Origin of the sequence: Arthrobacter sp. Soil763, assembly GCF_001428365.1 — a bacterium.
In the GTDB taxonomy this organism is placed as follows: Bacteria; Actinomycetota; Actinomycetes; order Actinomycetales; family Micrococcaceae; genus Arthrobacter.
In genome coordinates this window covers 1,133,835-1,147,793 of record NZ_LMSH01000002.1, presented here as the reverse complement: position 1 = coordinate 1,147,793, position 13,959 = coordinate 1,133,835, and the positions used below count along the sequence as shown (strand labels likewise).

The 13,959-nt window shown below is 68.9% G+C and carries 13 protein-coding genes; 5 read left to right on the top strand and 8 right to left on the bottom strand.

The genetic code is table 11. From position 1 onward, the window contains the following. Window positions 1-146 precede the first annotated feature (146 nt). Window positions 147-1,187: an LCP family protein gene (locus ASG71_RS08945; protein ID WP_056738274.1), complete on the bottom strand. Its 1,041-nt coding sequence runs from the start codon at window positions 1,185-1,187 to the stop codon at window positions 147-149. 120 nt (window positions 1,188-1,307) lie between these two features. On the opposite strand from ASG71_RS08945, the gene ASG71_RS08940 reads away from it, so the two are divergent. Next, window positions 1,308-1,811, top strand: a complete 504-nt coding sequence (locus ASG71_RS08940) for a DUF3515 family protein (RefSeq protein WP_056738273.1) — start codon at window positions 1,308-1,310, stop codon at window positions 1,809-1,811. Between the two features lie 42 nt (window positions 1,812-1,853). Here the strand turns inward: ASG71_RS08940 and ASG71_RS08935 are convergent, their stop codons facing one another. From ASG71_RS08935 to ASG71_RS08915, 5 genes are all read right to left on the bottom strand, one after another. Further along, on the bottom strand, window positions 1,854-3,002 hold the full coding sequence (locus ASG71_RS08935) for a D-alanine--D-alanine ligase family protein (RefSeq protein ID WP_056738272.1): 1,149 nt from the start codon (window positions 3,000-3,002) through the stop codon (window positions 1,854-1,856). A gap of 2 nt (window positions 3,003-3,004) precedes the next feature. Beyond that, window positions 3,005-4,051, bottom strand: coding sequence for an NAD(P)H-dependent glycerol-3-phosphate dehydrogenase (locus ASG71_RS08930; protein ID WP_056738271.1), 1,047 nt, complete (start codon window positions 4,049-4,051; stop codon window positions 3,005-3,007). Beyond that, complete coding sequence (locus ASG71_RS08925; RefSeq protein ID WP_056738270.1) at window positions 4,048-4,878, bottom strand: lysophospholipid acyltransferase family protein; 831 nt, start codon at window positions 4,876-4,878, stop codon at window positions 4,048-4,050. Before ASG71_RS08925 ends, ASG71_RS08930 begins: the two co-directional genes overlap by 4 nt. Before the next feature lie 10 nt (window positions 4,879-4,888). After that, window positions 4,889-6,214, bottom strand: coding sequence for a UDP-N-acetylglucosamine 1-carboxyvinyltransferase (gene murA, locus ASG71_RS08920; RefSeq protein WP_056738269.1), 1,326 nt, complete (start codon window positions 6,212-6,214; stop codon window positions 4,889-4,891). 137 nt (window positions 6,215-6,351) lie between these two features. Beyond that, a complete protein-coding gene (locus ASG71_RS08915) occupies window positions 6,352-7,764 on the bottom strand; it encodes a PLP-dependent aminotransferase family protein (protein WP_056738268.1) in 1,413 nt (470 codons plus the stop codon). Here ASG71_RS08915 and ASG71_RS08910 point away from each other — a divergent pair. Together ASG71_RS08910 and ASG71_RS08905 are read left to right on the top strand one after the other, a co-directional pair. Then, window positions 7,763-8,683, top strand: a complete 921-nt coding sequence (locus tag ASG71_RS08910) for a DMT family transporter (protein ID WP_056738267.1) — start codon at window positions 7,763-7,765, stop codon at window positions 8,681-8,683. The two genes, ASG71_RS08915 and ASG71_RS08910, sit on opposite strands and share 2 nt — an antisense overlap. Window positions 8,684-8,883: 200 nt before the next feature. Next, a complete protein-coding gene (locus tag ASG71_RS08905; RefSeq protein WP_414826665.1) occupies window positions 8,884-10,296 on the top strand; it encodes a DUF222 domain-containing protein in 1,413 nt (470 codons plus the stop codon). Window positions 10,297-10,375: 79 nt separating this feature from the next. Here the strand turns inward: ASG71_RS08905 and leuD are convergent, their stop codons facing one another. Then, window positions 10,376-10,978, bottom strand: coding sequence for a 3-isopropylmalate dehydratase small subunit (leuD, locus tag ASG71_RS08900; protein WP_056738266.1), 603 nt, complete (start codon window positions 10,976-10,978; stop codon window positions 10,376-10,378). A gap of 58 nt (window positions 10,979-11,036) precedes the next feature. Continuing rightward, window positions 11,037-12,491 (bottom strand): 3-isopropylmalate dehydratase large subunit, encoded by a 1,455-nt coding sequence (gene leuC / locus ASG71_RS08895; protein ID WP_056738265.1) that lies wholly within the window; start codon window positions 12,489-12,491, stop codon window positions 11,037-11,039. Between the two features lie 162 nt (window positions 12,492-12,653). Here leuC and ASG71_RS08890 point away from each other — a divergent pair, with 162 nt between their 5' ends. Together ASG71_RS08890 and ASG71_RS08885 are read left to right on the top strand one after the other, a co-directional pair. After that, on the top strand, window positions 12,654-13,373 hold the full coding sequence (locus ASG71_RS08890) for an IclR family transcriptional regulator (RefSeq protein WP_056738264.1): 720 nt from the start codon (window positions 12,654-12,656) through the stop codon (window positions 13,371-13,373). Window positions 13,374-13,413: 40 nt separating this feature from the next. Further along, on the top strand, window positions 13,414-13,959 hold the full coding sequence (locus ASG71_RS08885) for a DUF1697 domain-containing protein (protein ID WP_056738263.1): 546 nt from the start codon (window positions 13,414-13,416) through the stop codon (window positions 13,957-13,959).

Sequence of the window (13,959 nt, the reverse complement as noted above, 5' to 3'; positions counted from 1 at the left end):
GGCGGCGGGCTGGGCGGGTGCGGCCGCGCCGTCCGGCGGGTTGCCGGTACGGGGCGGGCGGGTCAGCGGTTCAGGCACAGTCCTACGCTACCGCGCAGGGCCGACAGCCGGGGCGGAACCAGGCCGGGGCCTATGCTGTCACGCGGTTACGAGCCCGCCCCGGCGGATTTGGCGAACTCACCCAGGGTGTCGTTACGCAGGGCTGCGGCCACCTTGGCGATGGCGGCGTCGTCGCGCAAGACGATCGACTGGCCGTCGGCTGATGTCCCGATCCCCTGCGTTGGCAGCGTAAAGCTGACCACGTCAGCGGAACGGACATTGCGCAGTCCGACCGCCAGCGCCCCCACGGCGGCCGCGTCCAGCGACTTGTCGACGCTGATATACGGCGAGACTGAGTCCACCAGGCTGCTGATCCGAACGGGGTTGGCCAGGGTCTCCGGGGTTAGGAACTTGGACATCAGGGCCTTGAGGAATAGTTGTTGGTTCTTTACCCGCTGGTAGTCGCCGTCGGCGAATGACTTCCGTTCCCGGACGAAGGCGAGGGCCTGCTCGCCACTGAGCTGCTGCTTGCCGGGTTCAAAGGAGAACCCCTGGGCAGTGAAGGCCTGCGGAATGTTGACAGCGACGCCGCCCAGGGCGTCCGTCATAGCCTTGAAGCCTTCGAAATCCACCACTGCCACGTGGTCAATGCGGCTGTCGAACATACCCTCCAGGGTCTGGACCAACAGCGGGATACCGCCGAATGCCATGGCGGCGTTCATCTTCGCCTCGCCGTGTCCGGGGATCTGCACCCAGGTGTCGCGCATGATGGACATCATGTAGATGTTCTTGCGGTCCGCGGGAATGTGGACCCACATCATGGTGTCGGAGCGCTGGTCCGAAGCTCCGCCGGCTTCTGCCTCCCCCAGCGCCGCGCCGCGGCTGTCGCTGCCAAGCAGGAGCAGGTTGACTGCGTCCGTCCTGGTTTCCGGCGGCCGTGCAGTCTCCGACGGGAAGGCCTGTTCGATCTTCTGGGATTTGGAGTTGAAGCTGTTCGCCAGGTTGAAGGCGAAGACGCCCGCGCCCACCGCCACAACCAGGAAGAACGCCACCACTCCCAGAAGGATGTTGCGGGCAGTCCGTTTCCGCTTCTTCCGGGACCGTTGAACCTCGGCGTCCGGGGTTTGGTCATCGGGGTAAAAGGACATCGTGGCGTTCCCACCTGTTCTGCAAGATTCAACGGTCATCGGCTAACGCAGGCCCATTCTGTCACGGCCCCCCGCAATACGGGCACGAGGGACATGGCCCCGCCGGGATAGGCTTAAGCAATGCCTTCGTCCCGTATCCCTGCAGCCGCACGTCCTCTCCGACTGGTGGTTGCCGCCGCGGCCGGCGCGCTGGTACTGAGCGCCTGCTCGCCCGCCGTCGACGTCGCCCCCGCCAAGGACGCGGCGAACGCAGCGTGCGCGCCGATGATGCTGGCGCTGCCGGACACCATTGGGGACGCGAAACTGCGCAAGACCAACAGTCAGGCGACCGCGGCGTGGGGAGATCCGTCCCTGGTGGTCCTGCGCTGCGGCGTCAACGTTCCGGGCCCCACCACCGACCGATGCGTCAGCGTCAACGACGTCGACTGGGTCATCAAGGAGGGCAACCCGGTGTGGACGCTGACCACCTTCGGGCGGGAACCCGCCACCGAAGTGCTGATGGACCCGGACAAGATCAGTTCCGCCACCGTACTGGCGGAACTGGCCAACGCCGCCGGCAAGATCAAGGCGACCCGGAACTGCGTGGGCCAGGAAGACCTGCAGAACCTGCCCACCGGCAAGTAGTTCCGGTGCGGCTCCTGAATCAGGCGCCCGCCCCGCCGGCTCCTACCGGAGGCCGGTCTTGCGGTGCAGGGCCAAGTGGATCAGTTCGTCGATCAGTTCCGCATAGCCCAGGCCTGAGGCCTTCCACATCTGCGGGTACATGCTCTTGGGCGTAAACCCGGGCATGGTGTTGATCTCGTTGATGATCAGCTCACCCTCGGGCGTGTAGAAGAAGTCCACCCGGCTCAGGCCCTCGGCACCGACGGCGTCGAAGGCGACGGCCGCGAGCTCGCGGACCCGGGAGCTGGCCTCGTCGGGGAGGTCGGCCGGGCAGCTGAGCGACGCGGCGTCGTCCTCCACGTACTTGGCGTTGAAATCGTAGAAGTCGTGGCCGCCGCCGGCCACGGAGATCTCGCCCGGCATGGACGTCCGCGGCGCGTCGGTTCCCCGGCCCTCCAGGACGGCGCATTCGATCTCGCGGCCAACGATGCCGGCCTCGATCACGAGCTTCGGGTCGTGTTCCCGGGCGGCCTCGATGGCGGCGTCCAGCTGGTCCAGCGAGTCGACCTTGGAGATGCCCATGGAGGAGCCGGCCCGCGCCGGCTTGACGAACACCGGGAAGCCGAGCGCATCCACGCGTTTGCGCACCAGCTCCGGGTCGGTGAGCCACTGCCGGTCCGTCACCGCGATGTACGGGCCCACGCGGAGTCCGGCGGACTCGAACACGACCTTCATGAAGTGCTTGTCCATGCCCACCGCGGAGGCCAGCACGCCGGCGCCGACGTAGCGGGTGTCGGAGAGTTCCAGCAGGCCCTGGATGGTGCCGTCCTCGCCGAACGGCCCGTGCAGCAGCGGGAAGACCACGTCCACGGAGCCGAGCTCCTGCGGGACCTGGTTGGGCGCTGCCACGATGAGCTGGTGCTCGCCGCCGATCTCCGCGAGGGTCACGGTCTGCTCCGACGGCGCCACCTCGGGCAGCGACGTCGAAGACAGCGACCACTGCCCGGTGTCGCCGGAGACAAGCACCCACTGGCCGGTCTTGGCGATCCCGATCGGAATGACCTCGTACTTGGCCTGGTCGATCGCCCCGAGGACTCCCGCCGCGGTAACGCAGCTGACGGCGTGCTCACTGGAGCGGCCGCCGAACAGCACTGCCACCCGCGGCCGGGCGCTGCCGGTGGTGTTTTCTGGGCTCACGTTGTTTTCCGACACTCTTAGTAATCGCCTTCGGGTTTCAGGTCCCGGGACAGCAGCAGCGGCCCCAGTTCGTCTACGGACAGTTTGCCGGCCAGCACGGCGACGACGGCGGCGGTGATGGGCATCTCGACGCCCACCTTCCCTGCCAGCTCGTGCACGGCCTGCGCCGACTTGATGCCTTCGGCGGTCTGCGTCATTTCCGCAGTGACCTGCTCCAGGGTCAGCCCTGTGCCAAGCAGGCGTCCCGCCGTGTGGTTGCGGGACAGCGCGGAGGAGCACGTGGCCACGAGGTCCCCGAGACCGGCCAGCCCCGCCATGGTCCGGGCTTCCCCGCCCAGGGCCAGGGTCAGCCGGGAGGTTTCGGCCAGGCCGCGGGTGATCACGGACGCCTTGGTGTTATCGCCCATCTGCCTGCCCTCGCAGATGCCGACCGCCAGGGCGATGATGTTCTTGACGATGCCGCCGATCTCAACGCCGATGACGTCCGACGTCGTATACGGCCGGAAGTACGGTGCGGTGCAGCTACGGGCGATCCAGCCGGCCGCGGCGTCGTCTGCGCAAGCGACGACCGAGGCGGTCGGCTCCTCGCGCGCGATCTCCATGGCGAGGTTCGGCCCGGAGACCACGGCAACGCGCCCGGCGGGGATGCCGAGTTCTTCCCGGATCACCTCGCTCATCCGGGCGTCGGTGTGCAGTTCCAGGCCCTTCATCAGCGAGACCACTAGGGCGTCCGGCCCGATCAGGTGCTTCCACTCGCGCAGTTGCGGCCGCAGCGTCTGGGCGGGCACCGCCAGGACCACCAGGTCCGCGCCCTGGATGACCTCGGCGACGTCGGTGGAGGCGGTGATGCTCGCCGGCAGCGCGATGTCCTTGAGGTACTGGCCGTTGCGGTGTTCGGTGTTGATTTGGTCCACGACGGCGGCGCGCCGGCCCCAAAGCCGGATCTCCCGTTCGACGCCGGAGGCGGTGGCGGCGTCCGCGAGGACCTTCGCGAACGTGGTCCCCCAGGAACCGGCCCCCAGCACGGCGACGCGCCGGGCCGAACCGGTCAAATCTGCCGTCACTTGGTGCCGTCCGTGGCGGTGCCGTCCGCGGCAGTGCTATCCGTGACGGTGCCGGCATCGGTACCCTCGGCTGCTCCGCGGGTCTTGCCCCCGCGTTCGATGAAGCGCCCGTGGGTGGACTGGTTGTGCGCCGAGGGATCCCAGCGGACCAGCGGCGGCTGGCCGCCGCGCAGCGTCGCCAGGAGTTCGGTGATGGCGTCCATGATGACGTTGGTGGCCTCGGTCAGCGTGGTCTTGTCCAACGGCCGGCCCTCGAAGGCGCTGAGGTCCACCGGGTCGCCCACCAGCACCCGGGACGTCTTCCGGGGGAAGATATGGAAGCGCTTGGCGTAGCGCGGGAACACCTCATGCGCGCCCCAGTGCGCCATCGGTACGACCGGGATGCCGCTTTCCAATGCCATCCGGGCGGCTCCGGTGTGGCCCTTCATGGGCCACAGCTCCGGATCGCGGGTCAGCGTGCCCTCCGGATAGATGATGATGGCACCGCCCTCGTCCACGACTTCCTTGGCGACCTGGAGCGACCGGTTGGCACCCGCCGTCGAACGTTCCACCGGAACCTGCTTGGTGTTGCGCAGCACCGAACCCAGCACCGGCACCTTGAACAGGCTGCCCTTGGCCAGGAAGTGCGGCATCCGCTTCTGGTTGTAGAGCATGTGCCCGATCACGAGCGGGTCGATCTCGGTGCAGTGGTTGGGGACGGCAATGAAGCCGCTGGCCGGGAGTTTCTCCAGCCCCTCCCACTTCTTGTTCATCAGCAGGTTCATGACGGGCCGGACAATCCCGGCCACGATGACAAAGGTGATGTGGCTCTTGGCCGTTTCCTTCACGGAGTCCCCGCTATCGGGCCGACGTGATGTCGAAATCGGCGCCCAGGCCGGCGAGCTTTTCGGTGAAGCGCTCGTAGCCGCGGTTGATGATGTCGATGCCGGTGACCCGGGAGGTGCCGGTGGCGGCCAGCGCCGCGATCAGGTGGCTGAAGCCGCCGCGCAGGTCGGGGACGTCGATGTCGACGCCCTTGAGCTGGGCGGGGCCGGAGATCACGGCGGAGTGCAGGAAGTTGCGCTGGCCGAAGCGGCACGGGACGCTGCCCAGGCATTCGCGGTGGACCTGGATGCTTGCGCCCATCCGGATCAGTGCGTCCGTGAATCCGAAGCGGTTCTCGTAGACAGTCTCATGCACGATCGAGACGCCCTCCGCCTGGGTCAGGGCAACGACCAGCGGCTGCTGCCAGTCGGTCATGAAACCGGGGTGAACGTCGGTTTCGAGCACCAGCGGGTTGAGCTTGCCGCCGGGGTGGTAGAAACGGATGCCGTCCTCGCCGATGTCCATGCCGCCGCCGACCTTGCGGTAGGTGTTCAGGAAGGTCATCATGTCGCGCTGGGTGGCGCCCTCGACGAAGATGTCGCCGCGGGTCACCAGGGCCGCGGAGGCCCAGGACGCGGACTCGTTGCGGTCGGAGAGGGCGCGGTGGTTGTAGCCGCCCAGGTCCTGCACGCCCTCGATCCGGATGGTGCGGTCCGTCTGGACGCTGATGATCGCGCCCATCTTCTGCAGCACGGCGATCAGGTCGACGATTTCCGGCTCGGTGGCCGCACCCGTGAGCTCGGTGATGCCCTCGGCGCGGGTGGCGCTGAGCAGGACCTGCTCGGTGGCCCCCACGGATGGGTACGGCAGCGCGATCTTGGCGCCCTTGAGGCCGCCCGGCGCGGAGATGTGGATGCCGCCCGGGCGCTTCTCGACGACGGCGCCGAACTGGCGCAGCACGTTCAGATGGTAGTCGATCGGCCGGTCGCCGATCTTGCAGCCGCCCAGGTCCGGGATGAAGGCTTCGCCGATCGCGTGGATCAGCGGCCCGCACAGCAGGATGGGAATGCGAGAGTCGCCGGCGTGCGCGTCGATGGCCGTGTGCGACGCCGTCTTTGCGTTGGTCGGGTCCAGGGTGAGGTCCCCGGTTACGGGGTCCTTGTCCACCGTGACGCCGTGGAGCTGGAGCAAGCTGGTGACAACCTCAACGTCCTTGATTTCCGGGACGTTGCGCAGCACGGAAGGCTCGTTGCCCAGCAGGGCGGCGACCATCGCCTTGGGGACAAGATTCTTGGCCCCGCGAACGGTGACGCGGCCGGTCAGCGGGACGCCTCCGCGGATTGTCAGAACACTACTCATTTACCAGTTTCCTCACGACTACTCGCCCCCAAATCCTTACAAAGGCTCCAGCTAAGCATAGGAGCTAGCGTTACCGATCTGAAATACGGCGCGGCGGAGGGTGGCGAAGCGCCCCGGCCCGATGGGCCGTCGGCTGACTATCCGTCGTTGCGCTGCAGGGCCTCCCCCAGCACCCGGGCGGCGCGGGGGAACGCCGCCGGGTTGGGGCCGGCGTAGTTGAGCCGCAGGAAGGGGGCCGAGGCCTCGGCCGGGAACCAGCCCGCGCCGTCGGCGATCACCACGCCGCTGGCCTCGCAGTCCCGAACCAGGCGCCCCATGTCGGTGCCGTCCGGGAGCCGGGCCCAGAGGTTGAGTCCCCCGGCCGGTACGTGCGCCACGCGCGCCGCCGGTGCGAGGTCGCGGAGGCTGTCCAGCAGCAGGTCACGGCGGGATTTCAGGTGGTTCTTGAGGGTGCGCAGGTGCGCCTGCCATCCGGACTGGGTGACGACGTCGACGGCGGCGGCCTGGAGCAGGCCGCTGACGTACATCGATTCCGCCAACCGGTCCGCCATGATCCGTTCCCGGGCGGGACCGCGGGCAATGACGGCGGCGACCCGGAGGGACGGGGACAGGCTCTTGGTCAGGGACCGCAGGTAGACGACGTGGCCCGAGCCGTCCCGGGCGGCGAGCGGCGCAGGCTCCGCGGTGATGCCGAAATCGTGGGCCCAGTCGTCCTCGATCAGGAAGGCACCGTGCTGGCGCACCATGTCCAGCACCCGGTCGCCTTGATTCTGCGTCCAGTGCGCGCCGGTGGGATTGGCGAAGGTCGGTTGGGCGTAGAAGGCGCGGGCGCCGGTCTCCTCGAAGGCACGGGCCAGTTCCGAGACGTCCGGGCCGTTCGGTCCGCTCGGGATGGGGATGATGCGCACTCCGGCGCTGGCGGCGGCCAAGATGGCGCCCCAGTAGGTGGGCGATTCCATGAGCAGCGGCTGGCCGGGGCCCACCAGGGCGCGGAAGAGCGAGCTGAGTCCGCTCTGGGATCCTGGGAGGATCACGACGTCGGCCGCGACGGGTGCGGGCACGTCCGGCAACGATGATGCGCCGAGCTCCTGGGCGAACCAGGCCTGGAGCTCCGGCAGCCCGGCCGCCGGCGGCCGGACGACGGCGGCGTCACTCCGGGCGGCGCGGGCCAGGGCAGCGCGCACCAGCCGTCCAGGCAGCAGCTCCCGGTCCGGGTAGCCGGCGTTGAAGGCCGTGACATCGTTCGGCACGTCCCGCATGGCGGAAGGATTGGGCCGCAGCGCGCCGGGTGCGGGGCCGAGGGCTGCGGACTGCCAGCCGTAGTCCGCGGGCCGGAGCTCGGTACGGTGGCGGACGAACGTGCCCACACCGGGCCGGCTCTCGATCAGCCCCTGCGCGGCCAGAGACCGCAGTGCGGACTGAATCGTGATGGGGCTGGCCCGGTAATCAGTCACGAGGGACCGCGTCGACGGTAGCCGGGTTCCCGGCGCCGCGGCCGACACCCGAGCTTTGAGTGCCTCGGCGATCCGTGAACTGCTATTGTCAGACATGAAAGCCAATAGTAGCGCTACTGTCCATGTGTCGTCTCCGCTACCGTCCTCGCGGGCCCCAGGGTATGGGTGGGGACTCTTGGGCGTGGCGGCATTTTCGCTGACCATCCCTATGACGCGGGTGGCCGTGGGTGGCATGTCCCCGCTGTTCATCGGCGCGGGCCGGGCTGTGGTGGCCGCGGTGCTCGCGGGGGTGGTCTTGGCAGTTACCCGGCAGAGTCTTCCTTCTTCGCGGCAGTGGATCCGCCTCACCATCACCGGCGCCGGGATCGTGGTCGGTTTTCCGCTGCTGACGTCCTTTGCCCTCCAGACCGCGGCCGCCAGCCACGGAGCGGTGGTGATCGCGCTGCTGCCGGCAGCGACGGCCGCCGTCGTCGTCCTACGCACACGAACCACTCCGGGGAAGCGTTTCTGGGCGGCGACTGCGGCGGGGGCTCTGGCCGCGGTCGCCTTCGGCCTGCTGCAATCCGGGGGTCTGGACAAGCCGCACTGGGCAGACCTGCTGCTGCTGGGCGCCGTGCTCTCGGCCGCCATCGGCTACGCGGAGGGCGGGCTGCTGGCCCGTGAACTGGGATCCTGGCAGACGGTGTCCTGGGCGCTGATTGCGGCCTTCCCGTTCATGGCCGGTCTCACCGTAGTGTCCGTTGCAAGGCAGCAGATCGACGCCGGGCCCGGCGAGTGGGCGGCTTTCGGGTACCTGGCGGTGGTAAGTATGTTCCTCGGTTTCTTCGCCTGGTACCGCGGCCTGGCGCTGGGGCCGATGGCCAAAGTCAGCCAGATCCAGCTGGTCCAGCCGGTGCTGAGCATCGGCTGGGCGGCGCTGCTGCTGAGCGAACCGGTGGGTTGGCTAACCGTTGTGGGCGGGATGGCAGTCATCCTCTGCGCCACCCTCGCCGTCCGGGCGAGGGTGGGGGCGTAGTCGGCGGTTCCGTGGAGTCCGGGACGGCCCGCGTTCGGAGTCCGGAAGGAACGGCCCAGCGAGCGGCTGATTAGCTCCGGCGCGACTTCCCGTTAGCAGATCCCCGGCCGCCCCCCATTAATGTCAGACCCTCCCGGTTGAATGGGGTCATGGAAGGCAGTCGGAAGCTTTTCAAGGATTCAGTCGACGCTGCGGACCCAATGATGGGAGACGCGGCGGCGATTGTCGATGAGCTGCGTGCACTGGAGGACCGGAAGTCCGCGATCGCGGCCCGGCAGGCCCGGCTATCCGTCGCCTTGGACCTGGTACGACGGCGAGAGCAGGCCGCCGCCGGGGTACCCGGGGACAAGATTGGCGCCGGGGTTGGTGCCGAGATCGCCTTGGCGCGGCGGGAATCCCCCGCCAAAGGCTGCCGCCTCCTGGGCCTCGCGCGGGCACTGGTGACCGAGATGCCCCGCACCTTCGCCGCCCTGGAAACCGGGCAGCTGAACGAATGGCGCGCCACCCTGCTGGTCCGGGAGACCGCAGGCCTCACCGCCGCGGACCGCACCGCCGTGGACGAAGAACTCGCCCCCGACGCCGGGACTTTCGACGGCGCCGGCGACCGGACCATCACCGCCGCAGCGAGGGCCGCCGCCTACCGCCGCGACCCGCGCACCGTCACCCAGCGGGCCGCCCACGCCGCGACCGAACGGTACGTCAGCGTCCGCCCCGCACCGGACACCATGTGCTACCTCACCGCCCTGCTCCCGGCACCCCAGGCCGTCGCGGTCTACTCCGCACTGAGCAGGACTGCGGATGCTGCCCGCTCCGACGGCGACCCCCGCTCCCGCGGCCAGCTGATGGCCGACACCCTCGTCGACCGCACCACCGGCACTCCCGGGGGCATCAGCGGCATCAGCATTCAGCTCGTCATGACTGACCGGACCCTGTTCCAAGGCGACAGCGAACCGGTCCGGCTCCAGGGCTACGGTGTCGTTCCCGCCGGGTGGGCCCGGGCCCTCCTCACCGGCGGCACGGGAGACCAAGCGGACGATGACAGCGGCCAAGGCACCGGAAACGGCGCAGTCAGCGGCGGAACGGGCGGCTCCGGAGGCGGCGTAGGCAGCAACCCGCCCTTCCCGGTCTGGCTGCGACGGCTCTACACCGCGCCCGCCACCGGAGAACTCACCGCCATGGACTCCCGCGCCCGCATCTTCCCCGCCGGGCTCCGCCGCTTCATCCAAACCCGCGACAACACCTGCCGCACCCCCTACTGTGACGCCCCCATCCGCCATCTGGACCACGTGGCTCCCTGGCACACCGGCGGGCCCACCGCCGCCACCAACGGCGCCGGGCTCTGCGAAGCCTGCAACCACACCAAGGAAACCCCCGGCTGGAACGCCCAACCCCGACCCGGACCAGGGCGGCACACCCTCCAACTCAACACCCCAACCGGCCACACCTACCACTCCACCGCCCCACCCCTGCCCGGCACTAGCGTGGGCGGATCACCCAGACAGCGATTCAACGCGGCCATATCTTCGGACCTCGTTATGGCGGCCCGGCGACGAGAGGTAAGACACCGGGCCAAAATCCAGGGCCCCCGGCGGAAGACACGGTCCGCCGCTTAGGCGGGCAGCGCGCCGCAAAAGCAAAGTGCCGCCGTCGGGGTTTCAAACCCGACGGCGGCACTGGGCCTCCCTCTACTGTCTAGGACAGCTTTGCCGGCAGCGTGGTGGGCTTGAAGGCCGGCCGGGTGGCCTCGTAGGCGGTGATGTCTTCTTCGTGCTGCAGGGTCAGGCCGATGTCGTCCAGGCCCTCCAGGAGGCGCCAGCGGGTGTAGTCATCGATCTCGAAGGGCGCGACGACGTTGCCGCACTCGACGGTCTTGGAGACCAGGTCGACCTTGACTTCGGTGCCGGGTGCGTTCTCCAGCACCTTCCAGATGAGCTCGATGTCGTCCTGCGCCACCTCTGCGGCGAGCAGGCCCTGCTTGCCCGAGTTGCCGCGGAAGATGTCGGCGAACCGGGAGGACAGCACCGCCTTGAACCCGTAGTCCTTCAGCGCCCAGACGGCGTGTTCGCGAGAGGATCCCGTGCCGAAGTCCGGCCCTGCGACCAGCACGGAGCCGGCGTTGAACGGTTCCTGGTTCAGGATGAACGCCGGGTCCTTGCGCCAGGCCGAGAAGAGCGCGTCCTCGAAGCCGGTGCGCGTGATGCGCTTGAGGTAGACGGCGGGGATGATTTGGTCCGTGTCGACGTTGCTCTGGCGCAGCGGGACACCGATGCCGGTGTGGGTGGTGAACTTTTCCATTGCGGATCCTTCTGGGGCTGGGTCTGCCAAGCGGGGAGGTGGCCGGGGCGGGCCGGGGCTACGCCGCGCCCACGTGCTGGCCTGCGGCTTCGGTCACGGGCTCCAGGTCCGACGGCGAACTCAGCGTGCCGCGCACCGCCGTCGCCGCGGCCACGACGGGCGACACCAGGTGGGTGCGCCCGCCCTTGCCCTGCCGGCCTTCGAAGTTGCGGTTGGAGGTTGAGGCGCAGCGCTCCCCCACCTCCAGCTGGTCCGGGTTCATCCCCAGGCACATGGAGCAACCGGCGAACCGCCACTCGGCACCAAAGTCGGTGAAGACCTTGTCCAGTCCTTCTGCCTCGGCCTCCAGCCGGACGCGGGCGGAGCCGGGAACCACCAGCATCCGGATGGCCGGGTCCTTAGTGCGGCCGCGGATCACGTCCGCGGCGGCCCGCAGATCCTCCATCCGGGAGTTGGTGCAGGAACCCAGGAAGACGGTATCGACGCGGATGTCCTTCATCGGTGTGCCGGCTTCGAGGCCCATGTACTGCAGGGCCCGCTCGGCCGCCGCCTTGGCGTTCTCGTCGCCGAAGTCCGCCGGCGAGGGCACGTTCTCCGACAGGGATACGCCCTGGCCGGGGTTGGTTCCCCAGGTCACGAACGGCTCCAGCGTGTCGGCGTCGAGGTTCACCTCGGCGTCGAACGTCGCGTCATCGTCGGTGCGCAGCGTGTTCCAGTACTCGACGGCGGCGTCCCAGTCCGCGCCCTGCGGCGCGTGCGGCCGCCCCTGCATGTAGTCATAGGTGGTCTGGTCCGGGGCGACCATGCCGGCGCGTGCGCCGGCCTCGATCGACATGTTGCAGATCGTCATCCGCGCCTCCATGGACAATGCCCGGATCGCGGAGCCGCGGTACTCCAGGACATAGCCCTGGCCGCCGCCGGTACCGATCTTGGCGATGACGGCCAGGATGATGTCCTTGGCGCTCACTCCCGGCCGCAGGGTGCCCTCGACATTGATCGCCATGGTCTTGAACGGCTTCAGCGACAGGGTCTGGGTGGCCATGACATGCTCGACCTCGGAGGTGCCGATCCCCATGGCGAGGGCCCCGAACGCACCGTGCGTGGAGGTGTGCGAGTCGCCGCAGACCACAGTCATGCCGGGCTGGGTCAGTCCCAGCTGCGGGCCGACCACGTGCACGATCCCCTGCTCGGCGTCGCCGAGGGAGTGCAGGCGGACACCGAACTCCTTGCAGTTGTTGCGCAGGGTCTCGATCTGGGTCCGGCTGGTGGGGTCCGCGATTGGCTTGTCGATCGCCAGCGTGGGAGTGTTGTGGTCCTCGGTGGCGATGGTGAGGTCCGGGCGGCGGAGTTGGCGGCCGGCCAGGCGCAGGCCCTCAAACGCCTGCGGGGAGGTCACCTCGTGCACCAGGTGAAGGTCAATGAAGAGAAGGTCGGGCTGGGCGTTGGCTCCTTCGCCGTCCCCCTTGCGCACGACGTGCGCGTCCCAGACTTTTTCGGCCAATGTCTTTGCCACGGCCTGCTCCCTTCACTGCTGTCCTAAGTGCGTCGCGCTCGGATGATGCCGCGCGACGGGTCCGGTTGCTACCGGCTGATGCTGTCCACTGAACCAGCACCGCCGTCGAATGCGCCAGCGCAATGATTTGCATCTCAGATATTGAGACGGCAATATCATTACATGGACAATTCTAGTGGCGTCGGCGTCATCGATAAAGCGGCCCATGTACTCGACGCGCTCGAGGCCGGCCCCACCACCCTGGCGCAGCTCGTTGCCGCCACCGGACTGGCCCGCCCCACCGTGCACCGGCTTGCCCTGGCGCTCGTCCACCACCGCCTGGTCAGCCGTGACATTCAGGGGCGCTTCGTGCTCGGCAGCCGCCTGGTGGAGCTCGCCTCCGCCGCCGGCGAGGACCGCCTCATCGCCTCCGCCGGTCCGGTGCTGATGCAGCTGCGCGACGCCACCGGCGAGAGCGCCCAGATCTTCCGCCGGCAGGGTGAGTGGCGCGTCTGCGTCGCCTCCGCCGAACGGCCCATCGGCCTGCGCGACACGATTCCGGTAGGCACCCAGCTGTCCATGAAGGCCGGCTCCGCCGCGCAGGTGCTGCTGGCGTGGGAAGACCACGACCGGCTCCTGGAGGGTCTTCAGGCCGCACGCTTCACGCCGACCGTCCTGGCCGGAGTACGACGCCGGGGCTGGGCGCAGAGCCTCGGCGAACGCGAGCCCGGGGTCGCCTCCGTGTCGGCCCCCGTCCGCGGGCCGTCCGGCCGGGTGATCGCCGCCGTTTCGATTTCCGGCCCGATCGAGCGCCTGACGCGCCAGCCCGGCCGGCTGCACGCCGAAGTGGTCTGCAACGCGGCCCGTGTCCTGACCGAGGCGCTGCGCAAGACCAACGACTAAGCGCCGCTTCTTTCCCTGCCGGCGCCGCTAGGCTGTGGCCATGAACAGCTATGCGGTCTTCCTGCGCGGGGTCAATGTCGGCGGCATCAACATCAAAATGGCCGAGCTCAAGGAGGCCCTGAAGCCCCGCCCCTTCTCGGCGGTGAAGACGCTCCTGGCCAGCGGCAACGTGGTGCTCGCCAGCGAACTCGCTCCGGCTGCGGTCAAGGCGGAATTCGAGGCGAGCCTGCGCGAGGCCTTCGGCTATGACGCCTGGGTGGTGGCGCTGACGGCGGACCGGGTCGCCGAGCTGGTGTCCGCCTGCCCTTATCCCCCGGACGACGCCGCAACGCACAGTTACGTGACGCTGTCCTCCGATCCCGCCGCGCTGTCCGAACTCTACGACGCCGGCCGGCAGCTGGAGGGCGTGGAACTCGTCCGGCTCGGGCCCGAAGCGGTGGCCTGGCTGGCTCCCGCCGGCGGCACCCTGGACAGCCCGTTCAGCAAGCTCTCCTCGAAACCCAAATACAAGGCCAGCACCACCACCAGGAACCTGCGCACCCTGATCAAGGTCAGCGACGCCGCGAAGGCCATCCCGGCGTCCTGA